This window comes from Tritonibacter multivorans, assembly GCF_001458415.1.
GTDB lineage: Bacteria > Pseudomonadota > Alphaproteobacteria > Rhodobacterales > Rhodobacteraceae > Epibacterium > Epibacterium multivorans.
Window position 1 is genome coordinate 1 of sequence record NZ_CYSD01000016.1, and the last position, 22,315, is coordinate 22,315.

General features: G+C 57.8%; 36 protein-coding genes. 26 read left to right on the forward strand and 10 right to left on the reverse strand.

Going from position 1 to position 22,315, the window contains the following annotated elements:
• Together TRM7557_RS05655 and TRM7557_RS05660 are read left to right on the forward strand one after the other, a co-directional pair.
• A partial coding sequence (locus TRM7557_RS05655) for an integrase core domain-containing protein (protein WP_165592413.1) occupies positions 1–182 on the forward strand: 182 nt, incomplete at its 5' end.
• Positions 183–409: 227 nt separating this feature from the next.
• On the forward strand, positions 410–724 hold the full coding sequence (locus TRM7557_RS05660) for an Arc family DNA-binding protein (RefSeq protein ID WP_058289260.1): 315 nt from the start codon (positions 410–412) through the stop codon (positions 722–724).
• Between the two features lie 2 nt (positions 725–726).
• On the opposite strand, the gene TRM7557_RS05665 is transcribed toward TRM7557_RS05660, so the two are convergent.
• Positions 727–1,326 carry a hypothetical protein gene (locus TRM7557_RS05665; RefSeq protein WP_235811411.1) on the reverse strand — a complete coding sequence of 200 codons (600 nt, stop codon included), beginning with the start codon at positions 1,324–1,326 and terminating at the stop codon, positions 727–729.
• A 199-nt stretch (positions 1,327–1,525) separates the two neighbouring features.
• On the opposite strand from TRM7557_RS05665, the gene TRM7557_RS05670 reads away from it, so the two are divergent.
• From TRM7557_RS05670 to TRM7557_RS05700, 7 genes are all read left to right on the forward strand, one after another.
• Positions 1,526–1,738, forward strand: coding sequence for a helix-turn-helix domain-containing protein (locus TRM7557_RS05670; RefSeq protein WP_035262737.1), 213 nt, complete (start codon positions 1,526–1,528; stop codon positions 1,736–1,738).
• 2 nt (positions 1,739–1,740) lie between these two features.
• Positions 1,741–1,941: a hypothetical protein gene (locus tag TRM7557_RS05675; RefSeq protein ID WP_058289262.1), complete on the forward strand. Its 201-nt coding sequence runs from the start codon at positions 1,741–1,743 to the stop codon at positions 1,939–1,941.
• A gap of 618 nt (positions 1,942–2,559) precedes the next feature.
• Positions 2,560–2,991, forward strand: a complete 432-nt coding sequence (locus TRM7557_RS05680) for a c-type cytochrome (protein WP_058289263.1) — start codon at positions 2,560–2,562, stop codon at positions 2,989–2,991.
• Between the two features lie 11 nt (positions 2,992–3,002).
• A complete protein-coding gene (locus TRM7557_RS05685; protein ID WP_058289264.1) occupies positions 3,003–3,344 on the forward strand; it encodes a copper resistance CopC family protein in 342 nt (113 codons plus the stop codon).
• Between the two features lie 2 nt (positions 3,345–3,346).
• On the forward strand, positions 3,347–4,213 hold the full coding sequence (locus tag TRM7557_RS05690) for a copper resistance D family protein (protein ID WP_058289282.1): 867 nt from the start codon (positions 3,347–3,349) through the stop codon (positions 4,211–4,213).
• A 26-nt stretch (positions 4,214–4,239) separates the two neighbouring features.
• Positions 4,240–5,541, forward strand: coding sequence for a multicopper oxidase family protein (locus TRM7557_RS05695; protein WP_235811413.1), 1,302 nt, complete (start codon positions 4,240–4,242; stop codon positions 5,539–5,541).
• Positions 5,538–5,969, forward strand: coding sequence for a c-type cytochrome (locus tag TRM7557_RS05700; RefSeq protein ID WP_058289266.1), 432 nt, complete (start codon positions 5,538–5,540; stop codon positions 5,967–5,969). The genes TRM7557_RS05695 and TRM7557_RS05700 overlap by 4 nt, the downstream gene beginning before the upstream one ends.
• Here TRM7557_RS05700 and TRM7557_RS05705 read toward each other — a convergent pair.
• Complete coding sequence (locus TRM7557_RS05705) at positions 5,966–6,556, reverse strand: Crp/Fnr family transcriptional regulator (RefSeq protein ID WP_074942178.1); 591 nt, start codon at positions 6,554–6,556, stop codon at positions 5,966–5,968. The two genes, TRM7557_RS05700 and TRM7557_RS05705, sit on opposite strands and share 4 nt — an antisense overlap.
• Positions 6,557–6,631: 75 nt before the next feature.
• On the opposite strand from TRM7557_RS05705, the gene TRM7557_RS05710 reads away from it, so the two are divergent.
• Positions 6,632–7,159, forward strand: coding sequence for a hypothetical protein (locus TRM7557_RS05710; protein ID WP_058289268.1), 528 nt, complete (start codon positions 6,632–6,634; stop codon positions 7,157–7,159).
• Positions 7,160–7,300: 141 nt separating this feature from the next.
• Here the strand turns inward: TRM7557_RS05710 and TRM7557_RS05715 are convergent, their stop codons facing one another.
• The 3 genes from TRM7557_RS05715 to TRM7557_RS05725 are packed head-to-tail and all read right to left on the reverse strand — an operon-like array spanning position 7,301 to position 9,254.
• Positions 7,301–7,852 carry a methyltransferase family protein gene (locus TRM7557_RS05715; protein WP_074942177.1) on the reverse strand — a complete coding sequence of 184 codons (552 nt, stop codon included), beginning with the start codon at positions 7,850–7,852 and terminating at the stop codon, positions 7,301–7,303.
• Positions 7,849–8,484 carry a cation transporter gene (locus tag TRM7557_RS05720; RefSeq protein WP_058289269.1) on the reverse strand — a complete coding sequence of 212 codons (636 nt, stop codon included), beginning with the start codon at positions 8,482–8,484 and terminating at the stop codon, positions 7,849–7,851. The genes TRM7557_RS05715 and TRM7557_RS05720 overlap by 4 nt, the downstream gene beginning before the upstream one ends.
• On the reverse strand, positions 8,484–9,254 hold the full coding sequence (locus TRM7557_RS05725; RefSeq protein WP_058289270.1) for a transglutaminase-like domain-containing protein: 771 nt from the start codon (positions 9,252–9,254) through the stop codon (positions 8,484–8,486). The genes TRM7557_RS05720 and TRM7557_RS05725 overlap by 1 nt, the downstream gene beginning before the upstream one ends.
• A gap of 70 nt (positions 9,255–9,324) precedes the next feature.
• Between TRM7557_RS05725 and TRM7557_RS05730 the strand changes: the two genes are divergently transcribed.
• Positions 9,325–9,741 carry a MerR family transcriptional regulator gene (locus TRM7557_RS05730; protein ID WP_035262768.1) on the forward strand — a complete coding sequence of 139 codons (417 nt, stop codon included), beginning with the start codon at positions 9,325–9,327 and terminating at the stop codon, positions 9,739–9,741.
• On the opposite strand, the gene TRM7557_RS20260 is transcribed toward TRM7557_RS05730, so the two are convergent.
• The 3 genes from TRM7557_RS20260 to TRM7557_RS05735 are packed head-to-tail and all read right to left on the reverse strand — an operon-like array spanning position 9,742 to position 10,531.
• On the reverse strand, positions 9,742–9,966 hold the full coding sequence (locus TRM7557_RS20260; RefSeq protein ID WP_074942176.1) for a GDCCVxC domain-containing (seleno)protein: 225 nt from the start codon (positions 9,964–9,966) through the stop codon (positions 9,742–9,744).
• On the reverse strand, positions 9,942–10,151 hold the full coding sequence (merF, locus tag TRM7557_RS19530; RefSeq protein ID WP_074942175.1) for a mercury resistance system transport protein MerF: 210 nt from the start codon (positions 10,149–10,151) through the stop codon (positions 9,942–9,944). Before merF ends, TRM7557_RS20260 begins: the two co-directional genes overlap by 25 nt.
• Positions 10,148–10,531 (reverse strand): hypothetical protein, encoded by a 384-nt coding sequence (locus TRM7557_RS05735; RefSeq protein WP_035262771.1) that lies wholly within the window; start codon positions 10,529–10,531, stop codon positions 10,148–10,150. Before TRM7557_RS05735 ends, merF begins: the two co-directional genes overlap by 4 nt.
• A 53-nt stretch (positions 10,532–10,584) precedes the next feature.
• Between TRM7557_RS05735 and TRM7557_RS05740 the strand changes: the two genes are divergently transcribed.
• Positions 10,585–10,974 (forward strand): MerR family transcriptional regulator, encoded by a 390-nt coding sequence (locus tag TRM7557_RS05740; RefSeq protein ID WP_058289271.1) that lies wholly within the window; start codon positions 10,585–10,587, stop codon positions 10,972–10,974.
• Positions 10,975–11,084: 110 nt separating this feature from the next.
• On the opposite strand, the gene TRM7557_RS05745 is transcribed toward TRM7557_RS05740, so the two are convergent.
• Entirely contained in the window at positions 11,085–11,342 is a 258-nt protein-coding gene (locus tag TRM7557_RS05745) for a hypothetical protein (RefSeq protein ID WP_074942181.1), read from the reverse strand.
• Positions 11,343–11,535: 193 nt separating this feature from the next.
• Between TRM7557_RS05745 and TRM7557_RS05750 the strand changes: the two genes are divergently transcribed.
• The 14 genes from TRM7557_RS05750 (at position 11,536) to TRM7557_RS05805 (ending at position 22,117) form a co-directional block, all read left to right on the forward strand.
• Entirely contained in the window at positions 11,536–11,862 is a 327-nt protein-coding gene (locus TRM7557_RS05750; RefSeq protein ID WP_051588446.1) for a hypothetical protein, read from the forward strand.
• Between the two features lie 64 nt (positions 11,863–11,926).
• Positions 11,927–12,505, forward strand: a complete 579-nt coding sequence (locus tag TRM7557_RS05755) for a lytic transglycosylase domain-containing protein (protein ID WP_058289273.1) — start codon at positions 11,927–11,929, stop codon at positions 12,503–12,505.
• A complete protein-coding gene (locus tag TRM7557_RS05760; RefSeq protein ID WP_025060020.1) occupies positions 12,505–12,795 on the forward strand; it encodes a TrbC/VirB2 family type IV secretion system protein in 291 nt (96 codons plus the stop codon). Before TRM7557_RS05755 ends, TRM7557_RS05760 begins: the two co-directional genes overlap by 1 nt.
• A gap of 7 nt (positions 12,796–12,802) precedes the next feature.
• Positions 12,803–13,081: a VirB3 family type IV secretion system protein gene (locus TRM7557_RS05765; RefSeq protein ID WP_058289274.1), complete on the forward strand. Its 279-nt coding sequence runs from the start codon at positions 12,803–12,805 to the stop codon at positions 13,079–13,081.
• Positions 13,071–15,437, forward strand: a complete 2,367-nt coding sequence (locus TRM7557_RS05770) for a VirB4 family type IV secretion/conjugal transfer ATPase (protein ID WP_058289275.1) — start codon at positions 13,071–13,073, stop codon at positions 15,435–15,437. The genes TRM7557_RS05765 and TRM7557_RS05770 overlap by 11 nt, the downstream gene beginning before the upstream one ends.
• Positions 15,430–15,588 (forward strand): hypothetical protein, encoded by a 159-nt coding sequence (locus TRM7557_RS19980; protein WP_024096575.1) that lies wholly within the window; start codon positions 15,430–15,432, stop codon positions 15,586–15,588. Before TRM7557_RS05770 ends, TRM7557_RS19980 begins: the two co-directional genes overlap by 8 nt.
• A 46-nt stretch (positions 15,589–15,634) precedes the next feature.
• A complete protein-coding gene (locus TRM7557_RS05775; protein ID WP_058289276.1) occupies positions 15,635–16,729 on the forward strand; it encodes a lytic transglycosylase domain-containing protein in 1,095 nt (364 codons plus the stop codon).
• Positions 16,726–17,505, forward strand: coding sequence for a type IV secretion system protein (locus tag TRM7557_RS05780; protein WP_058289277.1), 780 nt, complete (start codon positions 16,726–16,728; stop codon positions 17,503–17,505). Before TRM7557_RS05775 ends, TRM7557_RS05780 begins: the two co-directional genes overlap by 4 nt.
• Before the next feature lie 4 nt (positions 17,506–17,509).
• The gene (locus TRM7557_RS05785; protein WP_058289278.1) at positions 17,510–18,160 is read left to right on the forward strand and encodes a VirB8 family type IV secretion system protein; all 651 of its coding nucleotides are present in this window, start codon (positions 17,510–17,512) and stop codon (positions 18,158–18,160) included.
• Between the two features lie 3 nt (positions 18,161–18,163).
• Positions 18,164–18,859, forward strand: a complete 696-nt coding sequence (locus TRM7557_RS05790) for a TrbG/VirB9 family P-type conjugative transfer protein (RefSeq protein ID WP_058289279.1) — start codon at positions 18,164–18,166, stop codon at positions 18,857–18,859.
• Positions 18,852–20,165, forward strand: a complete 1,314-nt coding sequence (locus TRM7557_RS05795; RefSeq protein ID WP_058289280.1) for a TraB/TrbI/VirB10 family type IV secretion system protein — start codon at positions 18,852–18,854, stop codon at positions 20,163–20,165. Before TRM7557_RS05790 ends, TRM7557_RS05795 begins: the two co-directional genes overlap by 8 nt.
• 2 nt (positions 20,166–20,167) lie before the next feature.
• Positions 20,168–21,163, forward strand: coding sequence for an ATPase, T2SS/T4P/T4SS family (locus TRM7557_RS05800; RefSeq protein WP_058289281.1), 996 nt, complete (start codon positions 20,168–20,170; stop codon positions 21,161–21,163).
• Complete coding sequence (locus TRM7557_RS19535; RefSeq protein ID WP_165592414.1) at positions 21,156–21,332, forward strand: DUF4177 domain-containing protein; 177 nt, start codon at positions 21,156–21,158, stop codon at positions 21,330–21,332. Before TRM7557_RS05800 ends, TRM7557_RS19535 begins: the two co-directional genes overlap by 8 nt.
• A 20-nt stretch (positions 21,333–21,352) precedes the next feature.
• Complete coding sequence (locus tag TRM7557_RS05805) at positions 21,353–22,117, forward strand: TrbL/VirB6 family protein (RefSeq protein WP_328586540.1); 765 nt, start codon at positions 21,353–21,355, stop codon at positions 22,115–22,117.
• A 20-nt stretch (positions 22,118–22,137) separates the two neighbouring features.
• On the opposite strand, the gene TRM7557_RS19540 is transcribed toward TRM7557_RS05805, so the two are convergent.
• On the reverse strand, positions 22,138–22,315 hold a 178-nt coding region (locus TRM7557_RS19540), incomplete at its 5' end, for an integrase core domain-containing protein (RefSeq protein ID WP_082626520.1).

A 22,315-nucleotide genomic window follows, 5' to 3' on the forward strand; every position in this document is an offset into this window, starting at 1 on the left:
GGCGATCCCTCAAATACGAATGCGTCTACCTGAACGCTTTCGAAACCGGCTCCGAAGCCCGCGACGGGATCGGAAACTGGATCACTTACTACAACGAAAGACGCCCGCACTCATCACATGGGATCATGACGCCGGACGAGGCCTATGATAGACGATCTCCGGACCTGAAGCTTGCCGCCTGAAATGAAACCAATGCTATAGCTTAGCACGGCGGCAAACTGGTCGAATGTCCAGGACCACCTCTGCCATTGCGATCGGACTCCGCCTTGATCCACTCCTTGAGCTCTTGCGGAAGCCGAAGTTGCATTGGTTTACGACTGTTCATGAAACGCCTCCAGGTTGAAACAATATCCCGTTAGTGGCACTTAGCCACTATTGCGTCAATCGATTTTTATGGCACAGTGCCATCATGGCAGAACAAAGCTCTCAGAATCAGGATAAATTTATCGTGCGGCTGCCGGACGGCCTGCGCGATAGGATACGCCTCGCGGCTGAGGCCAACCACCGCAGTATGAATGCTGAGGTCGTTGCCCTACTCGAAGAAAATTATCCGGCCCCTGTGCCGGAAAAACTGGAAGACCCCGCCGCGCGGCTGCTCTTCTGGCTCGCGAAGCGCATCCGCCGAAGAAGTCCGAAGCCCGGCTCTCCCAGAGACAAGCAAGCAGCCTTGTATGAGCGCATTGCGGTCGATATCTCGGAACGCATGAAGGATATCGGGGAATAGCCCTAATAGGCCACCCACTCATATCCGTGGCTGCCTTCGTGATCCTCCCATTCAACGCCGACTCCGCGACGCCAATTTGATGACGAACAGCGCCGCGATGGAAGCACCCACTGCGGGGCGGCCGCTGGCGTCGTGCGTTGCCAGCCGAAATCGCCCTGCGTGCCGTAGGTGCCGAGGAGCATATTGTAATTCTCGGAGCAATCATCGTCGCGACCACGTTCGCGATGACTGTAATGCCGAACATCCCAGACACGGATCGAGCGCACGAAATCGAATTCCAAGCCACTGATGTCGATATCGGCACCATCTTCGACCACTTGCGCCAGAATGACTTGGCCGAGCGTTTGACCTGTTTGGTTGCTGGCTTCCCAGATTTTCGGGGCCTTGCTTTGCAATGGCGCGCGCTCAGAAACCCCCATAGGACAACGCCAGATTTGTAATGGTGGCTCGATCGGCCAAGGAGTAATCCGACGGATGAACACAGCACGGGCATGAGCGCATTCTGCTGACGCGGGCCACCCACCAGCCAGGCAAAGCAGAATGGCGCAGTCAACCTGATAGGCTTTTACCGCCTGCGGAGCCACACTGGAAAGCAGAGACATTGCGACCCCAAAGAACCAATTCCTGATAGATCTGCACCACATATCAATATATGTCCTTTGCTGCATTACTGTATTATTGTAAATGTAGCTCCAACAGCCCCCATCACACCATATACGAGAACATCATTTGTGATGCTCGCGCGCGTTTTGTGGAATATATTCCGTAGAGCAGTTCTTGTGATCTGGCCGAATACAGGCCATGAAATTGCGGGAACGAGTAGGGCTAAATGTACGGAATCTAAGAAATTCCAGAGGATTGAGCCAAGAACAATTAGCCTTAGCTGCGGAAGTCGATCGCAGCTATATCAGCGAGATCGAACTCGCCAAAAATTCGGCATCAATCGATGTTCTGGAGCGGATCGCGGATGCTCTCGGCGTCGATCCAAAGGAATTGTTTAACGAGAGGGGCTAGTTTTGCCCGAATTTGAGAGTGCTCGCACAACGGCCGAAGCCATCGGCCGCATTACATGTATCAATACAGGCGAAGAAATCGGCTTGCTGTACCATTGGGACAATGGTGAAACACAGGCGGCGCTTTACGATGATGGTCATCCTGAAACATCAAACTGCTCAGATCATCCCGCTGAAACGGACATTGGCGCAAACCGCAGCTAACGGCCGGAAAAAGCTCATTTTATCAAATGCGGCGTGTTGCCTGGAGGTCTGCAATCGGGTGAGTGGCTTTTTTCTTAGGGCGGTTGGAGTTCATACCACCTGACAGAGGGCTCGCGTTGTAATGGATCGGAAACTGAGATAGCTTCGCTGTGTGAAGTGCCTTCGAAACATAACCTCAATACTGCTTGTTGTTCTTCTGGTCTTTATGACGGGGCTAAGCAGCGCTGCGCATGCTTTATCCATGGGTTGCGTTGGTGGGCATTGTGACGAGCACAAGGTCATGCCTGTGGTCGAAAACCACACTGGCCACGCTTTGGGGGAATTGACGAGCAGCACACTGCTTGGATCAGATGGGATAGAGCATGACGAATGCAATCCATTCCTGTGCAATTCTCTCGCGCTAATACTGCTAACTTCCGACGCAGTTTTTGACCAATCCGAGGCCGTATTGGGTTGGCAGGTTGGCCACCTCTCAACTCTGGAAGAGCCGGACAACCCGGACAGACCACCCAACCTTTGAATCAGGATTTCAGCGCTGCTTGCGTGAGTGATCAGCGTTTTAGAAAGGTCGCAGGAACACTGCGGCCCGCCCCTGTTTCACAAGGTAAGGACCAATCCATGAACAAAAAATACATCGTGATCGGCGCGTGCGCCGTGGCAGCCGTCGCTGCATACCTCGTTCTTCGACCCGGCCCCGCAGAGGAAGTCGCGCAAGCGGCACCTGTTGAAGGTAACGCAATTGTTGCGATCCAGATGCCGCAAATCGACGGCAACGCAGCGATAGGCCAACGCATATTCGAGAATACCTGTACCGCCTGTCACGGCACCAACGCTGTTGGTGTTGAGGGCGCGGGACCACCATTGATCCATGTGATCTATGAGCCCAGCCATCACGCTGACGAATCCTTTCAGCGCGCTGTCGCGAACGGAGTCAGAAGCCATCACTGGCGTTTTGGTGACATGCCACCGGTCGAAGGCTTGACCCGTGGTGACGTTGCCATGGTCACCGCCTACATCCGCGAAATCCAGCGTGCCAATGGAATAAACTAAGGAATACTCAAATGAACAAACTTACCACATTTGCGTTGATGACCGTTCTGGCGACCAGTGCGTTTGCGCATTCACCCGTAGATCACACAACGCCTGAGAATGGCGCGACAATCACGGAAGTCCCGCCCGAGATCAGCTTCAACTTTGCCAATGATATCCGTCTTACACGGGTTGATATGCACCATCAGGATCATCCGTCTGTCCGGCTTGATCTCGGGGATCAGACGAGCTTTGACCGTGTGTTCACGCTGCCCCTCGAAGGCATGGGGAAAGGCACCTACCGCATCGAATGGCGGGGATTAGGTTCAGACGGGCACGCCATGCAGGGCGAATTCTCGTTCACGGTGGAATGACCATGCCGGATATCTGGGGAATAGCCGCGATATTCGCCAAACTGACGCTGTATTTTGGCGTCGTTGGGTCGACCGGGCTTGTGATCATTCTAGCGGCCTTTCCAAATCTGGTGCTACCACTATGCCGCCGGATCAAGGCGAAGGCTGTGGTGTTGGCGGGACTTGCCATTTTCGCAGCGGTGTTCGGCTTCATGCTGCGCGGGGCCGCTCTGACGGGTGGAGCCGATGGCATGACGGATCCCGAAATGCTCGGGCTGTTGTGGCAAACACCGGTTGGCGACGTTTTGGTTTATCGGGTTGTTGGTGTGGCAATCCTAATCGCGGGAATGTTCATTCCCCGTTTTGGGACGTGGGTTTCACTTGCTGGCGGGACCATTGCCTTGTGGTCCTTTGCAAAAATCGGGCACGTACCTGACTTGCAGCAAACTGGCATCCGTCTGCTCCTTCTATTGCACCTTCTTGGTATCGCGTTCTGGATCGGTATCCTTGGCCCCTTACGGAACCTGTCACGACTGCCAGAACACTTGGACGACGCGGCCCTGCTGGGGCATCGTTTTGGGCAAGCGGCGGCAGTGATTGTCCCGGTGCTGATCCTGGCAGGCCTGTTGATGGCCTGGCTGTTGCTGGGCGATCTGAGGGCACTCTTGTCAACCGGGTATGGGCAAACCCTTCTGATCAAGCTGGTGCTTGTCGGCGCGATCCTGATTCTGGCAGCCGCAAACAAGCTTCGCTTTGTTCCCGCCATGCAGGCCGGAGACAGCAAAGCCGCGCAGCATCTGGCGCGCTCCATCGAAATTGAAACAGCGGTCATCCTGGTCGTGCTTGCGGCAACCGCAACACTCACCAGCGTTCAGACCCTTCCGAACTGAGGCCTTCCATGAACAGACGAGAATTCTTGATCACGACAAGCGTGGCGGCATTGGTTCCGCGTATCACACTTGCTTCGACCCCAACGGAACTGGTTGCGCAGCCGGTCAGCGCGCAAATCCTGCCCGTTGGGGAACCGGCAACGCCTATGCTGGGATTCAACGGCAGCACGCCCGGACCAGTGCTGCGGACCCGTCAGGGAGAAATCTTTGACATCCGGTTCCGGAACCAGATCGGCGAGGGATCGGCGGTGCATTGGCATGGGCTGCGTATCGACAATGCAATGGATGGCGTTCCGGGCCTGACGCAAGACGTCGTCGAAGTGGATGCCGAGTTCGCCTATCGTTTCCGTGCGCCGGATGCAGGCACCTTCTGGTACCATTCGCACAACCGATCTTGGGAACAGGTTGCAAAGGGACTCTATGGCCCGTTGATCGTGGAAGAGTTGACGCCACCGGACGTGGATCACGATTTGATCGTGTTGATAGATGATTGGCGCATGACCGAAGCGGGCACGCTGGCCGATGGTTTCGAAAATATGCACGATCAGGCGCATCAGGGGCGGCTCGGCAACTATGCCCGTGCTCTTGTCGAACCGAGCACGCCCGTCCGTCGTGGTGATCGTGTGCGCCTTCGTCTGATCAATGTTGCGACCGACAGGATTTTCCCGATTGAGATTGAAGGTGTCGACGGCAAGATCGTTGCAAATGACGGAATGCCCCTTGTCAGTCCACAGGAGTTATCCAGTCTCATTCTTGCCCCGGCCCAACGCGCGGATATCATCGCGGACATCACTTCCCCGGACCAAATCGCCTTCATGTTTCCCACGCAGGACGGCCCCTACTTGCTGGGTGAAATCCCCGTTGAGGACGCGAACACGGAGCGGCAACCATCGGAGATTTCTGCGTTGCTACCAAACGAGGTTACGCAGCCCGACTTAGACAATGCGGTTTCCCTGACGCTTACCATGGAAGGTGGGGCCATGAGCCGTCGCATGATGCAAGGTATGATGGGTGGCGATATCTGGGCGTTCAACGGGCAGTCCGGTCTGACGGATACCCCGTTTCATCTGTTCGAACGTGGGCAGACAGCGCGTATTCGTCTGGTGAACGACACCCGTTTCCCGCATGGCATCCATCTGCACGGGCATCATTTCTTTGAGGTCCGGGCTGACAACAATCTGGGCGCTTTTCGAGACACCACACTTGTGGATGCAGGTGAGGCCCGCGACATCGTCTGCGTGTTCGACAACCCCGGGAAATGGCTGTTGCACTGCCACATGCTAGGCCATCAAGCGGCGGGCATGAAGACATGGGTGGAAGTCGCATGAAACGCGTTTTGATCATTGCCGCATGCTGTATCGCGACCGGTGCAATCGCCGGTCACGAATTGGATGACCGAGATTTGACCAATGGTCAAACCCTCTACAGCGAACAATGCGCGTCCTGCCATGGGGCCAGTCTTGAAGGGAAACCCGACTGGCGCACGCCTGATGAAAACGGCGTCTTGCCCGCACCGCCCCATGATGAGACCGGGCACACATGGCACCACGATAACCAGCTTTTGTTCGAATACACTCGGCTTGGTGGAGAGGAAGCATTGGCTGCGCGCGGTATCACCGGCTTCGCAAGCGGTATGCCGGGTTTTGGCGATGCTCTCACCGATGACGATATTTGGGACATCCTGGCCTATATCAGATCAACCTGGCCGGACCGCGTTCAGCAAATTCAAGCCGGTCGCAACCCACCGCACAACTAAGGAAGGCGGTCTTCGCTACGTGGCGTGGGAGCATAGCGCCCGCGCCCGGTTTTTGTCAGCAATCCCCGATCAGACAGATCTCTGAGGGCCCGATAGCAGGCTTCTTTGGTCAACCCGATCTGGTTGGCGAATTGTGTGACCGAACCGGTCAGCTTGCCCAATTCTACCGCCAGCAATACGCGGTCGTTCGCTGATTTCATAGCGTGCAGCGTCAATAGCTGGCGGTAATCCTGCACCTGCACCGCCAATCGCTTGGTGATCCCTTCCGAAAAAGCCGTGTCTTCACGTAGTTGCTTCTGGATGGCTTGCTTCGAAATCCGAACAACTTCGGATGGAGCAGTACAAATCGCGTCGCAGTGGTAGTGATCCGAATAAATGGATGCTTCGGCAAACATGTCGCCAGTCTGAGCGTTGTAGATCGTTACGGAGTTTCCAGATTCCGTCACGCGAGTTAGGCAGATGCCACCTGACGCCACAAAGAATATGCCCTTTGTGGTGTCGCCCTGCCGGAACACGTGGTCTCCAATGGAATAACGCATTTGAGACAGAGATTTTTCATCCAATGCGCCGAACGGGGTGGGTAACATGTGATTTCAATCATATTCGGATCTGCGTCTGGGGTGTAGCAAGCCACCAACCCCAAATGCAAGAACGGACATACCATGATCAGAACGACACTTTGCGCCATCGTGGCGCTCATAGCCCTTCCAGCCGCCGCCCAACATGCCCATCAGGGCTCGGACGGCCCTTTGGAAACAGGGCAGTCCGCCTTCGCCGCAATTTCGGAAATCGTACAAATCCTGTCAGACGACCCCGGTACCGACTGGACCAAGGTCAATATTCAGGCGCTGCGCGATCACCTCGTGGATATGGAGTTGGTCACGACCCAAGCGACCGTGAACACTCAGACCGAAGGCAGGAAAGTCGAGTTTCGCGTTACCGGCGAGGGGATTGTGGCCGATGCCGTCGCGCGCATGGCGACGGCACATTCACCGATGTTGGAATTGGCAACTGGATGGACGGTGACTGCTGAACCGTCCACGGACGGAGCGACCATGCGCATCGAGGTCCAGACCGAACAGGAGCTTGCCCGCGTCCTTGGCCTCGGGTTCTTCGGCGTTATGACAATCGGTGCGCACCATCAGGCGCACCACATACAGATGGCTTCCGGTGAAGATCCGCATCACTGATGCGATCCAGCCAAGAAGCAGTGATTGGAGCTTGCACAGCCAACGGGTATTTTGCCCGAGACTGTCACCATAAGATTGAGCAACTTTGGACGGCAGGTTGACGTAAAATAGCGAAGGTCGGTTTTGTCGCTCATTCAACTTTCAGAAAAACCGTCTGACCCGTTTAGCATAATCCTCAAACGCAGTGCCGTACTGATCCTTTAGCCAACGCTCTTCAGCAAATGGGGTGACCACCAATATCGCAATTACCGGAGCGCCAACCGCGAACACCCAGGGCGCAGCTGACAAGATCATCCACCCGCCGACGATAGCAATATCGGCCACATATTGCGGATTTCGAGAATACCGATACATGCCTTCGGTGCGCAGCGTGCCCTTGGCACCACCCGTCTGGGGCACTCCGAAGTGCGAGACCTCCAGCCAGACAATGACATTGCCGATCACTATTAGTGGAAGTCCGACCCCGAAGCGCAGCCAACCTTGAATGGCGGCGTTGCCCCAACCCAGTATCCCCAAGACGATGAGGATGCCGAACAGCGTGAAAGTCGGCACCCAGACGAACACTGGCGTAAGGGCGGTATACTGTTTCGGCGGCCATATGCGGCGCTTGGGAAAAACAATCGACCATAGGATTGCTGTGAGCGTCGCTGCTGCAACCCCGAAGCCGAGATAGATGATAGCTGTCTGCATCATGTTTCTACATGCCCGTGCTCGATCATCTGGCGGCGCTCCGCGAGAGCCTGGCGCACGATCTGATAGGCCGAGGACAGAAACAGTCCCGCCATGACGGTTGCGACGATCAAGTCCGGCCAGCCACTTGCCGTGCCCCAGACGCCTAACGCAGCAAACATGACCGCGACATTTCCAATAGCGTCGTTGCGCGAGCACAGCCAAACTGACCGAACGTTGGCGTCGCCGTCTTTGTATCTGACAAGCAAGAGAACACTCGCCAGATTGGTGAGCAGGGCAAGAAAGCCCACTGCACCCATGATCTCGGCGGTTGGGACACCAACGTAGAAGACGCGGTAGACGGTAGAGCCGAAGACCCACAACCCCATCAACAGAAGGCTGACCCCCTTGAACAAGGCGGCGTTCGTGCGCGCTCTGATTGAAGCCCCGATGACCGCCAGCGAAATGCCGTAGGTCAGGGCGTCGCCTGCGAAGTCGAGGGCATCCGCTTGCAGGGCTTGCGAGTTGGCCAGATGGCCCGCAGCCATCTCGACCACGAACATCGTTGCGTTCAGGGCAATGACGATCCAAAGCCGCCGTTTATAGTCGTCCGAGACGCCTTCGAATTTGGCATCGTGTCCACAGCATCCAGGCATTAGGTTGCCTCCTGCGTTTCAGGGATTGATTGATCTGGAACAAGGGCTGCTTCGCCGCCGGGAATATCCGGCACGTGGCCTTTGCGCATCCTCCTGACGCGGTGGTTCATCCAATGGCGAATGATGACACGATAGAGAAGCCCCTTCACGCCGGTCAGCTGACGGTGGGTTGCATAAAAGGCATCGGGGTCATCGAAGGTGCCGAAGTCGTTGTTGATTCCGGTTTTTTGAATATAGGTACTGACCCCGTGCCATTCGACGTTTGGGTTCTGAAGACAATCCGTGCCAGCACCATAGGCGCAGAGCGATTGACGTTCTGGAAAAGCATTTTGCAGCGCCGCCAGGATGGGTGCATCCAGGATGAAGCCCTCCAGGTTCAACCACTGCTCTCTATGATGGATTTCGACCCAAGAGTGGATGATGTTGGCAGGGGCAAGCGGATAGACCAGCTCTGGCACGACTCCGCGCTGCAACCGCTTGTCGATGGTGAAACCGTGAAAGCGGCACGGCACACCAAGGGCGCGCAGAAGCGCCATCAGCAAGGTGCCCTTCGTGTTGCACTGCCCATAGCCATCGGACAGCACCCTGGACGCCGGCAGCGCATCATCGGAGTTGTAACCGAACAGGATTTCGTTGCGGACAAAGTCATAGGCGGCACCGATACGGTCGGCGTTTGAAAGGTTCATCCAGCCACGATCAGCAACAAGGCGCTGAATAGGGCCAGCCTCGAAATCCAGAAGGGATGTTGGGGACAGGAATTGATCGGTCATCGTAGCCTCTTGAGTCTGTGTCCCACCCTATTTACAATCTCTAGTGACTAGAGGTTCAAGAGGTTTCTTCATGTTTTCTATCGGCGAGCTTTCAAGACGCACCAAGGTCAAGGTTCCAACCATCCGCTACTATGAGGAGATGGGCCTGTTGGTGGAGGCCGAGCGCACAAGCGGCAACCAAAGACGCTATGACAAAGCGGGATTGGAACGGCTCAGTTTCATCCGCCATGCACGCGATCTGGGCTTTTCGATTGAGGCAATCTTGTCCCTGATCGAGCTACAGGAACACCCGGATCGGTCATGCCAAGCCGCTACGAAAATTGCGGTGGCACAACTCGCGGATGTTCGCGCGAAGGTCAAAAAGCTGAAGGCGCTCGAAAGGGAGTTGGTTCGCATGGCCAAGGGATGCGACGGACATGGTGTGTCCGAGGACTGCTACGTTCTGGCTTCACTTGCTGACCATGAGCATTGCGAAAACGAGCACTGATCACCCGCAGCACGAGCCTCCCTCTTGGATTGGCGGACATTTGACCGTGCCGTAGGAGCAGTACACGCAGCAGTCCCCTTCGAGCGGTTTTAGAACAGTGTGGCAGGACTTACATTCATAGAACCACTGACATGCATCCGTCGGCATCGTCTCTTCGGTAGCGTGTCCACATTCGGGGCAGGTAATCGTAGATTGAAAGTTCACTTCGCTCGTTTGCGTCGCCATAGCGCGTATCCTGTAAGTAGTAGAAATCCAGCAAGGATTGGCAGCAGCACGTCGTCTCTATAGACGTAACCGAGTGCTCCGCTGATCCCAAGAAGCGAAAACAGCCATGGTAGAAAAGGCGTCAGGCAGCAGACCGCGGCCAATCCCAAACCGCCCAGGCTCAGTGGAAGCAACCAGCCCCTCATCGATACTGCCTAAACAAGGCAAACATCGTCCTCGCCGCGTCTTCTTCCCAGAGAGGTGAACTGGCAGCGAGAGCGAAAGCCAGCGTCGTGAAGCCAAGCATAACGACAGTTGAGCGCCTGCGTTTTGCGCATGCCCAACGCCGCCAAAGGCGGAACCATCCCCAAGCAAGTACAAGTCCCACGACAACCAATATCTCGGTGCGATACTCGACAAATGGCCCAAGCAAAACCAGCCACGTGCCACCCAGCCCTATGATTGAAAGGCCAATCGGCAATACGCAGCAGGATGCGCTTAGCAAAGCCAACAGACCAGCGCCGCCGATCAGCAGTCGGTTTGGCCCATTGGTTTCATCTTGAAGAGTTTCAGTATTCGACATCATGGCTGATCTTATGCATCCTGTAGTCACTACAGAAGCAAGCGGAGTTCGATCACATGATTGCGATTGGTGAGGCATCCCGCCTTAGTGGCGTTTCAATAGAGACGATCCGCTACTATGAGCGTGAGGGGATAATATCAAAGGCAGTCCGCACTGCTTCTGGGCGACGAGCTTATTCGGACACTGAGATTTCAGAGCTTCGCTTCATCAAACGATGCCGTGATCTTGGGTTCTCCATCCAAGACGCAGTTGCGCTTCGCAATCTCGCCGATGCACCGTCCGATGCATGTGAGACGGTCGAGCGACTTGGAAGCAAGCATCTCTCGGACGTTCAGGCGAAACTGGCGGAGCTTCGGAAACTTGAGAAGGCTCTGGTCGAGCTGGTCGCGAACTGCGCAAAGGGACAAAGCGACTGTCCGATGTTGGATGCTTTAAAAGCCCGCTAGTTGGAAAGTCGACGTTGGTTCAGTCGCAGCGCAATTTCACTTCGTCAGCGCGTTGGCGACCTTCGCCGCCGCTTTGTTGAAAGGCATCTTTCTCTACGTGAGGACAGGTGTCATTTCCTCACGTCGTCCAGAAGCTCCAAAACGCGCGCGTAGTCTTCGCTGGCGACGCGCGCTTGCTCGAAGATCTCACGACGCTCCAGGTCCTGGCAACGGAAGTACCGCTCAACTTCGGTAAAATACGTCTCCGCATCACGCCTCAACAGGTCCGCATAGGCCCATACGTCATCGGCATTGGTCGGCATCCAGGGCGGAGCAGGCGGCAGACAACTGCCCGCGATCGCCGCAGAACTCCAGCTCAGAACGATCATAATCGCCCATGTTTGTTTCAAAAGCGCCATATTATCTTGGCTCAGCCACTCCGTTGCAGTAAATTCGTTTCAACGCATGAAAGGCGCAATAACTCAAATTGCACCTATTGATTGCAAGATTATAATATTGTATCGGTTGGGTAGTCCATGAGGGACTGCCGGGCCAATGCACAATTCTGCAAGGCTCGATCCTATGAATTTGATGCAAGACGCCCCCAATGTTGTCAGTGAAGACGGGCTGCGCACGCTGCTTGCCGAGGGTCATTCGGCGGATGTTGTGTGTCGGGTTACGCCCAAACGTACAGGTGCTCAGTGGTCCGGGATTTGGACCGTGCATTGCGTCTCGCCAGATGGTGAGACGCGTCGCCTGCTCGTTACCGCGCGCAACAATATGGCCGCCCGAGAATTCAAGACTATCAATGGCTTATCCAGCTTCCTTGCAGGACTTGGAGTTTCGGTCGTCTCGATCCCGATGCTCGAAGGCAAGATCGCCTCTCACAATTTGGACGACGCGGGCTAAGCCACTTGCTGTCCTTGCGGCATTCCTTGCAGCACCCGCCCATTCTGAAGGCTTCGTGCTTTCCATGCGGGCCGATGGCCAGCTCGAGACCAAAGCACCGCAATCAGGTTTCGCGCAGAGCTACGTCGACGGGATTGGAGCAAACCCACCAGAGCTGATCGTGTTCGCAGCGCCTCAGCCTGAAGATCCGCCTCCTGCACCCACCCGCGCGGTTCCCCGCCCCGAGATCCTCACAGCCCTTGAAAGCACCGCGCATCGCTATGGCGGACACCCCGCACTACGCCGCGCTGGCCTGTCCGTGACGGAGTGGCAGGTGCTCTTCCAAGCCAATATTGAGATTGAAAGCGCCTATCGCCCAAATGCGCGCAGCTCCGCAGGTGCTATCGGCCTCGGACAGCTGATGCCAGCTACGGCCGCGCAGCTTGGTGTGGATCCGCATGACTGGCAGGCCAATCTGGATGGCTCCGCCCGTTACCTTCTGATGATGCTTGCACAATTCGGCACGCCCGAACTCGCGCTTGCCGCCTACAACGCGGGGCCTGACGCGGTCGCGCGCTATGGCGGCATCCCTCCCTACCGAGAAACCCAAAATCACGTGCGCCGCGTCATGGCCGTGCGTGATCGACTTACTGGAGCCTCCTGATGCACATTCAATTCCGCACGATCCTGTCACTGGCTCTGGCCAGTTTGATGATTGCCAACCCGGCCTTTGCGCAGAGCATTGACCTCTCCCCGGTGCAGAACCTTCTGCAAGGCATTGTCGACACGATCACCGGCCCCTTGGGCATTGTGATCGGCACCCTGGCCCTGATCGGCGTGTTCCTCTCCTGGCTCTTTGGCATTCTGGATTTCCGCCAAGCCCTTTGGGTGCTTGTTGCCATTGCAGGCATCGCGGCTGCGCCGACCATCGTGACCGCCATCTGGGGCGCGTAAATTCGGCATGGCAACGCAAACCCGCCTCTTCCTCGGCCTGAACCGGCCGCCAAAGCTCATCGGCTTGCCGATCATGTATGCCATGGTTTGGCTGTTCGGGTTTGTGTTGCTGTTTCTCTGGGTTCAGAGCTGGCCGGTGATCATCATCGCAGCTGTGGCCTATCCTGCGCTGTGGAAAGCGGCTGACTGGGATCCGGCCTTTCTTGAGGTGATGGTCACCGCACTGCAGGAAACGCCCCCTACGCCGAACCGCAAAATCAATTCAGGGGACAGCTATGCTCCATGACCCCTCGGATGATCTTGCCATGCTGCCGGACTGGGCGCGCAAAGAGCGCCCGATGGCCAGCATGCTGCCCTATGTCAGCCTCGTGAATGACGTGACGATCCGCACGCGCGGCAATGCCCTTTTCCAGTGCATCCGCCTTGATGGCGTCAACAGCATGACCAGCGATGACGCGCATTTGGAGAAGATCCGCGCGCTCTTCGCGGCGATCATCGCGCAGATCGGGCCGGACTACAGTTTCTACGTCCACAAGGTCTCCAAGGCGATTGAGACCGCTTTGCCACCGGTGCCCGAGAAAGGGTTTGCACAAGCGCTGGATACCCGTTGGCAAACGGCCATGACGCGGTCGGGCCTGCGGGACAAGACGCTCACGCTCACGGTGCTGAAACGTCCTTCCCTCGGCGCGCGGATGCGACTGAAGCGCTCGGACTCAATCGCACAGCTGAAAGACCAGACGGCCAAACAGCTGCGCAAGCTCGAGGAAGTCGTCGGGTTTTTGCAATCGTCCTTTGCCGAGATGAACCCGCGCCTTCTTGGGGCCAAAAGCGGCGAGCTACTCGGATTCCTCGGGGCGCTCAATATTGGCCAGGAACGACCGCTTTTCGCTAAATCGCGCTTTGGCACTATTGCCGAGGATGTGGCCAACACCCGCGTTACGTTTCAGGGGCGAGGCTTTACGCTGGACGATGGGACGGCGGGCAAGCGATTTGGCACCAGCTTTGCGATCAAGACTTACCCGGCCAAAACCAACTGCACCATGTTCGATGAGCTGAACCTGCCCGTCGACATGGTCGTCACCCATTCCTTCACGCCGATCAACAGCAACATCATGGCCAGTCGGATCAAGCGGCAACAGCGTCTGATGAAGGCCAGCGATGACGGCGCGATTTCCCTCGCAGAAGAACTGGTCGACGCGCTGGACGATCTGGAGTCGAAGCGCCTCAGCTTCGGCGATCATCACATGACGGTCACGGTCTTCGCCGAGACCGAGGACAAGCTGGAAGCAATTGCCGCCGAGGTTCGAAACATCGCCGCCAGTGAAGGCGTAAACCTGGTGAACGAGAGCTTTGCGGCGCGCACCCATTATTTCGCGCAGCATCCGGGCAATGGGCAGATGCGCAGCCGCAAGGCCGCCATCACCAACACGAACTTTACCGATCTCGCAGCGCTTCATCGCGGTCAACTGGGCAAACCTGGCCATCAAGTGCCTTGGGGCAAGCCGATTACCCTCTTCCCGACGCCTGAACGCTCGGGCTTCCTGTTCAACTACCATGAGACGGGTCAGCCAGACAAAGAACCAACCGGCGGGCACACCTTGATCCTTGGCCGCCCTGGCTCCGGCAAATCGGTGTTGTCAGCCTTCCTCATGACCCAAGCGCGGCGCTGCGACGCACGGGTATTTGTCTTCGACTACCGTGCAGGCATGGAAATGGCGGTGCGGGCCAATGGCGGGCGTTACAGCGCCATCAAGGCTGGAGAAGCGACAGGTCTAAACCCGCTGCGGACAGAAATCGATGGGCGCGGCCAAGCCTGGCTCTCCGATTGGCTGGCCACGCTGTTGCATCGCGCTGACAAGCCCCTGAGCCCAGTTCAGATTAACCGCATCCAAGAAGTGGTGCGCCAGAACGCCGGGGCGAGCGATGCCGCCCTTCGCAATTGGCAAGATCTGGCCTCGCTCTTTGTGGCCGGGGCGGATGAGGGGGATCTGTTCGAACGGATACAGGAATGGACCGCTGAGGGCCGCTACGGCTGGATCTTCGGGCAAAGTTCTGCGGATACTTTCTCGCTCGATGGCGATGTCGTGGGGTTCGACCTGACCGGCATTCTCGACAGCGAAAGCGAGAAGGAACGCATGGCGGTCCTGTCCTACCTGTTCCGCCGCGTGGAGCGCGTCATCGAGGACCGCAAGCCGACGTTGATCATCATCGACGAAGCCTGGAAAGCACTCGACAATCCGTATTTCGCAGACCGGCTGAGCAACTGGCTGGTCACGGCGCGCAAACAGAACGCCGTCGTTGTGATGATGACCCAATACGCAAGCCAGCTTGAGAAGACCCGCACCGGCAAAACGATTGTCGAAGCAGTGCCGACGCAGCTTCTGCTTCCCAACATCCGTGCCTCGGCCAGTGATTACGCGATGCTGGGCCTCACTGAAAAAGAGCTGAGCGTGCTACTCGGCACGGGTAGCAACTCTCGCCTGGCGCTGGTGCGCGATGATCAGGGCTCGGTGGTGATTGACGCCGATCTAAGCTCCCTTGGGGCTTACCTCACGATCCTTGGCGGCATGGAAAAAGGCGAAGCGCTGGTTGGCGCGGATTATCGCCAGAACCCCGATTTTTGGAGACAGATTGATGCGTAGACTTTGCGTGCTGACCCTCACCCTTTTGACCCTGACAGCCTGTGCGGAATATCGGCCGTCAGAAGCGGAATGCTTCAATTCTTTCGCCGAAGTCAGTCGCAGCAACTGCAATTTCGAACTGCTCGGGCCGATTGGTGGACTGGGTGAATAAGCTTCACCCGCATATCCTTGCAGGCTTGGCGTCACTGGCCGCGCCAATGGCCTTTGCCCAAGGCGTTCCCACATTTGATGCAGGCATGTTCTTGCAGCGCGAGCGTGTGCTGCAGCAAGCCGAACAGGATCTGGCGCTGCAGCGGGACCGGATAACCAAAGAGGAAGAGCTTGAAGAACTCGAGCAAGAACAACTCCAGGCGCTGGAAGACATCCTAGATGCCTCGACGCTTGCCAGCGGGAACTCCGGCGCGCTGGTCGCGAGTTTGGAAGCTGGTTCATCACCTGAAAGCGCCGCAGAGACGCTTTATGGTCCGGTTGATCCAAACCCCGGCGCAGCCCAGATGTTCGGCGACGCCTCTGGCTCCATCGAACAACTGATCATTCGCGCCGCCCAAGAAACGCACCACATGTCCGGCGTGCGCGCAGCGGGTCTATCGCCCAAGCAGTGGCGCTGTCTGTTGCAGGCGCTGATCTGGCAAGAAAGCCGCTTCACCATCGGCGCGCGTTCCCCTGTCGGCGCATTCGGCCTGACCCAGATCATGCCCGGCACGGCGCAGGATCTCGGGATTTACCCCGCCTACTATGAAAACCCCTACATCCAGGTCAACGGCGGCGCGCGCTATCTGGCGCAGATGCTGGCCATGTTTGACGGCAACATCATTCACGGGCTGGCGGCCTACAATGCCGGTCCGGGCAATGTGCAACGCTACGGCGGCGTGCCCCCTTTCGCTGAGACCCAGCACTACGTTCAGGTGATCCCCGAGCGCTACAATCTCTACCTTGCCCGCGTGGGCGGCGTTGACGCGCTCGGCACCATTGATCCTGTTCTGCTCGCCAACTCCACCATGAGCCTGACCTCCTTCGGCGCAGGCGTCTATGGCGACTACTCACTGCTCTCGGTGCAAGCGGCCGCCCTGCGCGTGCAGGACATCATCACCCGCATTGGCGAAACCGACGACATTCACGCGGCCATGTCGCTCAACACCTACGCGCGGGCCGAACTCGCTCGCCTGTTCGCGATCCGCACGCGCCTCAAGGCCGCCCATACTCGCCCGCTCAGCGCCGCAGAACTGGCCATGGCGGCCGCACAGGCACGCGAACAAGACTTCATGCAATTCGATCTGGAGGTACTCCGATGATCCGTTTTCTTTCAACCGCAGCCACCTGCGCATTGTTGGTTGCGTCTCCCGCATCTGCCCAAGGTGTTCCGACTATCGACACACGCAACATCGCCCAGGAAATTCGCCAGCTGCAGCAAATGTTGGAGGATTTCGGGATCCAGACCGACCAGCTCGACACGCTTCTAGAACAGCTCGACCTAGTGCAGCAGCAACTCGACACGCTTAACGAGACCTACGCAGCCCTGACCGGTGCGACAGACATCATCGAGATGGCCATGGGTGGTGATCTCGACGGGCTTCTTGATCAGGAATTCGGCGATCTTCTTGGCACCATACGGCAAATCCAAAGCGGCGATTTCAGCGGCCTGATCGGCAACGCGGCCCCTCAAATGGAAGGCCGCATGACGCAAGCCCTCGAGGACGCAGGATTTGACCAAGACAGCCTGTCCGACATGGCCAGCAGCGGCAATCCGGGCGCGGAACGCATTGCCAGTCAGGCGGGCACCGGGGCGGTGATGTCGGCGGCCGCTGAGAACAGTTATGACGAGGCCGCGCAATCCCTCGAGCGGGTCGAACAACTGGTTTCACTGATCCCGGACATGGAAACGCTCAAGGAAGCCGTCGATCACAACACTCGCGTCACAGCCGAGCTGGCCATTGCCATGACGCGCATGTGGGAGCTTGAAGCCATCCAGACCGTCGGCGCGGGCCAATCCGGTGTGGTCGATGCAGCCACCCTGGCCGAAGAGCGCCGATATATGGACTTCACCCTGCCAGACTTGCGCGCGGACTGATCCCATGAACAGCGAGGCAGAAATCATCGAAGAGGAGCTCGTCTATGGCGCACGACGACGCGAGCTCATGTGGCAGAAACTGGGGCTGACAGGCATGGCGTTTGGCATGGCAGGTTGCCTCGCCGCCGCCCTCGTTGCCCTGTTCGACGTGGACCCGTCGCCTATGATCGTGCCCTTTGATAGCGAAACCGGCATGGCCCTCCCCAATGCCATGGTTGAAGCGGTCTCACTCACGGAACGCCCCGCTATCATCGAGGCTCAGGTCTACCGCTATGTCATCGATCGAGAGACGTACAATCAGCTCGACAATGACGTGCGTGTGCGGCGGGTCCTGGACCAGTCGGACGGCGCGGCAGCCGCAGGGTTGCGCGCACTTTGGACCAGCGGCCATGAGGCCTATCCGCCCGATAGCTATGGCACAGATGCCCGGCTTGAGGTCGAGATTCTGTCGATCACCCATATCAGCACCAATCGTGCCCAAGTGCGCCTTCGCAAGCGGCTCAACTCACCGCGCGGCAGTCAAAACGGGCTCTTCACCGCAACCCTGATGTTTGAATTTCGGCCCGAGAATAGCCGGTCAATCGACGATGTCTGGCAGAACCCATTTGGCTTCACCGTCACAGAATACGCGATCCGCTCGGATCGTCTGGAGTAAACCATGCGTCGCCTGTTCTTGATCCTCGCCCTCATTGTTCCCATTACTGGCACCGCCTATGCGGAGACTCAGCCGCGACAAGGCCCCTATGATGCACGTGTCAGGCAGGCCACCTATCAGGATGGGCAGGTCTATCGCATCCGCACAAGCCTGACCCACGTGACCAGCATCGAGTTTGGTCAGGGCGAGACCATCCGCTCGATCATTGCGGGCGATACCGAGGGCTTCCTTTTGGACGGCGTGCCCGGAGGCCAGGCCTTTGCGATCAAGCCAGTCTCGCGCGGCGCGCATACCAACATCACCGTCTATACCAACCGGCGCAGTTACTATTTCAATGTGACCGAGGCGAGCTCGCCGACCTTTTACGTTATTCGTTTCACCTATCCCGAGGCAGCCCCTAGGCAATCCCGTGTGGCAACGAACCAACCAGCAAACCATGCCTATGGCGTCAGCGCGCGATCCGAGATCACCCCGCGCGAAATCTGGGACGACGGGACCTTCACCTATTTCCGCTTTGCCGCGAACGCGCCGCTACCTGCGATCTTTCGCTGGTCCGGTGGCAATGAGCGCAGCGTGAATGCGCTCGCGCGGCCAGACGGTGTGATCCGCGTTTCAGGCGTCAGCGATAGATGGGTTCTCAGGCTTGGTGATGACGAGATCTGCGTCCAAGAGATGAGCGAGGCACATCAGGATGAGTGAAACAGCCGAGCTTAAGAAGCGCCTCGAAGCACTTGAAGGAAAACCAAAGAATCTAAAAGCGCGGCCATCTTTTGTCACCATCGCCCTGGGCATTGGGGCAATCGCAGCCCTTGGTGGTCTCTTGCTGCTGTTCTCTGGCAGCTCTGAACCCGAAAGCCTGGAAACCGCATCACCGGATGAATTCCAAGCGGCGGGACCGGGCTTTGGTGCGCTCGAGCCCACGCCTGCACCGATAGACACAACCCCGCCGCCGGAGCCGCAAGCAGACAGAGAAACAGAAGAGCTGCGCGCGCAAATGGACGCTATGCGGGCCGAACTTGAAGCACTGCGCAACGCGCCAGCACCTGAGGCTCCGACCGTCGATACAGAAGCGCTGGATACCTTGGGCGCAGAAATCGATGCCCTGCGCAGCGAGGCAGCAGCAACGCAAGCCGCCTTGCGCGAGGAGCTGGAAGAACGCACACGGCAAATCCAGCGCCTGCAAAATGATCTGGAGCTTGCACGCCTAGAAGCCCCGCGCTCGCCTGCACCAACCGGACCCACGGCCGAAGAACTGCGCCTTCAGGAGCTCGAGCGGCGGCGGCAAGCCGAACTTGAGGAACTGCAAGCCCGTATCGCCAGCCCGATCATCGCCTTTGGCGGCACCGGAAACGGCAACAATGAAACCGCCGCCGAGCAGCGTCGACTTGATGGCGACACAGACTTTGTCCGTAATGGCGCTGAACCCGCCGAGGTGACGCAGGCCCAGGTGATTGTGAACCCGTCAAACACGGTCGTTCAGGGCACGATGATCCAGGCGGTGTTGGAGACAGCGATCGACAGCTCGCTCGCCGGTCAGGTCCGCGCGATGGTGTCTGAAGATGTTCATGCCTATGACGGCTCGCAGATCCTGATCCCGCGCGGCGCGCGTCTGATCGGGCGATATCAATCTGGCCTCGACATCGCGCAACAACGCGTGACCATCGCCTGGGACCGGATCATTCTGCCCAGCAACCAGACCGTCGAAATCAGCGCCTTTGGCGGTGATGAGTTGGGGCGCTCCGGCACAACCGGTTTCGTCGACAGCCGCTTTGGCACGCGGTTCGGGTCAGCCGCACTGATATCGCTGATCGGAGCCTTGCCCGCCGTGGCAGCCCAGAACACCGAAGATGAGATCACCTCTGATGTTCTGGAAGGCATTGGCGAAGACCTGCAAGACAGCGCGCAAAGCGTGATCGGCGAATACCTCTCCGTCTCGCCCGTGATCTATGTCGATCAAGGTGCCCGTGTCACCGTGATGGTTGATCGTGATCTGGAGATTTTTTGACCATGGCGGCCAGCTATTTGCAAAGCTCGATGGACAAGATCCCCGAGGCACGTGACCCAAAGTTGATTGAGCTCTGCATCAATCCCGACGGTACGCTTTGGGCGGAGTTTCAGGGTGATCACTTCATGCGGTCCGTAAATCGACGGCTTTCGCAGAACGAGATCAAGGATCTGGGCAACCAGATTGCTTCGGCCGCGAACACTACGCTCAGCCGAACGAAACCGATCGTGTCGGTCAGCATCACCTACCGTGACCGCCCGATCCGCGCGCAAGTCATCCAACCACCGGCCGTCGATGGCGGTTACGCAGTTTCTCTGCGGTTCTTCGCTGACCTTCCGTTAGAACAGATCAAGCTGTCTTACCTGTTCGGAAAAGAGCGCAGCAACGAGGGTGCAAGACGCGAGCGCAATGCCGAGCTGCGCGATGTCGTGGCCACCGGCGACATCGACGCCGCGATCAAGTTTTGCGTCACCCACAAGCTCAACATGATCGTCTCCGGTGGCACCTCGACCGGCAAGACCGTCACGGCACGTAAAATCCTCTCCTTCGTGCCCGCCGACGAGCGTATCGTCACGATCGAAGAGGCCGCTGAACTGCGTCCGACGCAGCCCAATGTCGTCACGCTGATGTCTGATCGCGACGAAGCCACACGCAGCGCTGATGTCCTGCTGACCTCCACCCTGCGCGTGCGGCCGGACCGCATCGTCTTGGGCGAAGTACGCGGCAAAGAGGCCATGACCTTCCTCGAGGCCATAAACACCGGCCATGGTGGCTCACTCACCACGCTCCATGCTGAAACGCCGCAGCTGGCGGTTCAGCGCCTGGCCATAGCCGCCCTGAAGACCGATGTGCCCATGACATACCAGGACATGAACGACTACATCTCCCGCTCGATCGATGTGATTATCCAGGCCGGTCGCCATGAAGGTGCGCGCGGCATCACCGAATTTTACCTGCCGGTTGATCCGGCCCATTCAAAGGAAACAGCCCATGTTTGAATACAAGATTGAACAGATCAACACCGCCAAAACCAAGCCACCGAAGATCGAAGCGCAGCTGACCGCCCTTGGCCAAGCTGGCTGGGAGCTGGTGTCGGTGGTGCCGGATTTCGACGGTGAGCACATTCTGAAAGCCTTCCTGAAACGTCGCACCGGCGCGACCGCCTAAACCTAACTGAGGGGGATCCTATGGGCGTCGTCACCTGGATGGTTGAGACAACCGACAACTTTCTGGAAGACGCGGCCCAAACCACATTTGGCAACGTCGCGGGTCAGCTTGGCGGCATCGTTGCGGTCGCCTCCACGCTCGCCGTGATCGGCGTCTTCCTCAACATGGTATTTCAGTACAAATCCATGGATGGGCGAACCGCCTTCTGGTTCGCCCTCAAGCTCATGCTGATCTCTTTATTCGCGATGAACTGGGTCCAATTCAATGCGGTGACCAGCGCGCTGATTAATGGGCTCGACCAGCTCGCGGGCGGCATGGTGGCGGGGCTTGGCGGTGGCGGGGCTGGCGCGTCCTACTTTGCCGGGGCCTTCGACGATCTTATAGAGGAATTTGGCGACTACCTGAACGCGGCCGGTGACAACATGCATTGGATGGCCGGAGCCCTCATCGGTGCGATCGGCGCATTCCTCCTGGGCGTCATCGGCGCGCTCTGCGGCCTTGTCCTGATCTTCGCAAAGATCATGCTGGCTTTCATGATCGGCATCGCCCCAATCATGATCGCGCTTTCGCTGTTCGACGTCAGCAAGGACTATTTCCACCGCTGGCTGTCCAGCACGGTATCCTACGCGCTCTACCCCCTCGTAATCGCAGGCGTGTTTTCCACCGTTGTCGGAATGTCGCGCTCGCTGATGACGGAACTCGGAGATCCGTCAGGCGCAAGCAACATCGGCGCACTGGTGCCCAGAGGTGGTCCTGGACATTCGACCAGTTTGCCGCCGTGCTAAGCTATAGCATTGGTTTCATTTCAGGCGGCAAGCTTCAGGTCCGGAGATCGTCTATCATAGGCCTCGTCCGGCGTCATGATCCCATGTGATGAGTGCGGGCGTCTTTCGTTGTAGTAAGTGATCCAGTTTCCGATCCCGTCGCGGGCTTCGGAGCCGGTTTCGAAAGCGTTCAGGTAGACGCATTCGTATTTGAGGGAT

Bases quoted from the DNA above. Each gene is read 5' to 3' on its own strand.
- TRM7557_RS05660 (WP_058289260.1), top strand. From the start codon at position 410: ATGGCAGAACAAAGCTCTCAGAATCAGGATAAATTTATCGTGCGGCTG.
- TRM7557_RS05665 (WP_235811411.1), bottom strand. From the start codon at position 1,326: ATGTCTCTGCTTTCCAGTGTGGCTCCGCAGGCGGTAAAAGCCTATCAG.
- TRM7557_RS05670 (WP_035262737.1), top strand. From the start codon at position 1,526: ATGAAATTGCGGGAACGAGTAGGGCTAAATGTACGGAATCTAAGAAAT.
- TRM7557_RS05680 (WP_058289263.1), top strand. From the start codon at position 2,560: ATGAACAAAAAATACATCGTGATCGGCGCGTGCGCCGTGGCAGCCGTC.
- TRM7557_RS05685 (WP_058289264.1), top strand. From the start codon at position 3,003: ATGAACAAACTTACCACATTTGCGTTGATGACCGTTCTGGCGACCAGT.
- TRM7557_RS05690 (WP_058289282.1), top strand. From the start codon at position 3,347: ATGCCGGATATCTGGGGAATAGCCGCGATATTCGCCAAACTGACGCTG.
- TRM7557_RS05700 (WP_058289266.1), top strand. From the start codon at position 5,538: ATGAAACGCGTTTTGATCATTGCCGCATGCTGTATCGCGACCGGTGCA.
- TRM7557_RS05705 (WP_074942178.1), bottom strand. From the start codon at position 6,556: ATGTTACCCACCCCGTTCGGCGCATTGGATGAAAAATCTCTGTCTCAA.
- TRM7557_RS05710 (WP_058289268.1), top strand. From the start codon at position 6,632: ATGATCAGAACGACACTTTGCGCCATCGTGGCGCTCATAGCCCTTCCA.
- TRM7557_RS05715 (WP_074942177.1), bottom strand. From the start codon at position 7,852: ATGATGCAGACAGCTATCATCTATCTCGGCTTCGGGGTTGCAGCAGCG.
- TRM7557_RS05720 (WP_058289269.1), bottom strand. From the start codon at position 8,484: ATGCCTGGATGCTGTGGACACGATGCCAAATTCGAAGGCGTCTCGGAC.
- TRM7557_RS05725 (WP_058289270.1), bottom strand. From the start codon at position 9,254: ATGACCGATCAATTCCTGTCCCCAACATCCCTTCTGGATTTCGAGGCT.
- TRM7557_RS05730 (WP_035262768.1), top strand. From the start codon at position 9,325: ATGTTTTCTATCGGCGAGCTTTCAAGACGCACCAAGGTCAAGGTTCCA.
- TRM7557_RS20260 (WP_074942176.1), bottom strand. From the start codon at position 9,966: ATGGCGACGCAAACGAGCGAAGTGAACTTTCAATCTACGATTACCTGC.
- merF (WP_074942175.1), bottom strand. From the start codon at position 10,151: ATGAGGGGCTGGTTGCTTCCACTGAGCCTGGGCGGTTTGGGATTGGCC.
- TRM7557_RS05735 (WP_035262771.1), bottom strand. From the start codon at position 10,531: ATGATGTCGAATACTGAAACTCTTCAAGATGAAACCAATGGGCCAAAC.
- TRM7557_RS05740 (WP_058289271.1), top strand. From the start codon at position 10,585: ATGATTGCGATTGGTGAGGCATCCCGCCTTAGTGGCGTTTCAATAGAG.
- TRM7557_RS05745 (WP_074942181.1), bottom strand. From the start codon at position 11,342: ATGATCGTTCTGAGCTGGAGTTCTGCGGCGATCGCGGGCAGTTGTCTG.
- TRM7557_RS05750 (WP_051588446.1), top strand. From the start codon at position 11,536: ATGAATTTGATGCAAGACGCCCCCAATGTTGTCAGTGAAGACGGGCTG.
- TRM7557_RS05755 (WP_058289273.1), top strand. From the start codon at position 11,927: ATGCGGGCCGATGGCCAGCTCGAGACCAAAGCACCGCAATCAGGTTTC.
- TRM7557_RS05760 (WP_025060020.1), top strand. From the start codon at position 12,505: ATGCACATTCAATTCCGCACGATCCTGTCACTGGCTCTGGCCAGTTTG.
- TRM7557_RS05765 (WP_058289274.1), top strand. From the start codon at position 12,803: ATGGCAACGCAAACCCGCCTCTTCCTCGGCCTGAACCGGCCGCCAAAG.
- TRM7557_RS05770 (WP_058289275.1), top strand. From the start codon at position 13,071: ATGCTCCATGACCCCTCGGATGATCTTGCCATGCTGCCGGACTGGGCG.
- TRM7557_RS19980 (WP_024096575.1), top strand. From the start codon at position 15,430: ATGCGTAGACTTTGCGTGCTGACCCTCACCCTTTTGACCCTGACAGCC.
- TRM7557_RS05775 (WP_058289276.1), top strand. From the start codon at position 15,635: ATGGCCTTTGCCCAAGGCGTTCCCACATTTGATGCAGGCATGTTCTTG.
- TRM7557_RS05780 (WP_058289277.1), top strand. From the start codon at position 16,726: ATGATCCGTTTTCTTTCAACCGCAGCCACCTGCGCATTGTTGGTTGCG.
- TRM7557_RS05785 (WP_058289278.1), top strand. From the start codon at position 17,510: ATGAACAGCGAGGCAGAAATCATCGAAGAGGAGCTCGTCTATGGCGCA.
- TRM7557_RS05790 (WP_058289279.1), top strand. From the start codon at position 18,164: ATGCGTCGCCTGTTCTTGATCCTCGCCCTCATTGTTCCCATTACTGGC.
- TRM7557_RS05795 (WP_058289280.1), top strand. From the start codon at position 18,852: ATGAGTGAAACAGCCGAGCTTAAGAAGCGCCTCGAAGCACTTGAAGGA.
- TRM7557_RS05800 (WP_058289281.1), top strand. From the start codon at position 20,168: ATGGCGGCCAGCTATTTGCAAAGCTCGATGGACAAGATCCCCGAGGCA.
- TRM7557_RS19535 (WP_165592414.1), top strand. From the start codon at position 21,156: ATGTTTGAATACAAGATTGAACAGATCAACACCGCCAAAACCAAGCCA.
- TRM7557_RS05805 (WP_328586540.1), top strand. From the start codon at position 21,353: ATGGGCGTCGTCACCTGGATGGTTGAGACAACCGACAACTTTCTGGAA.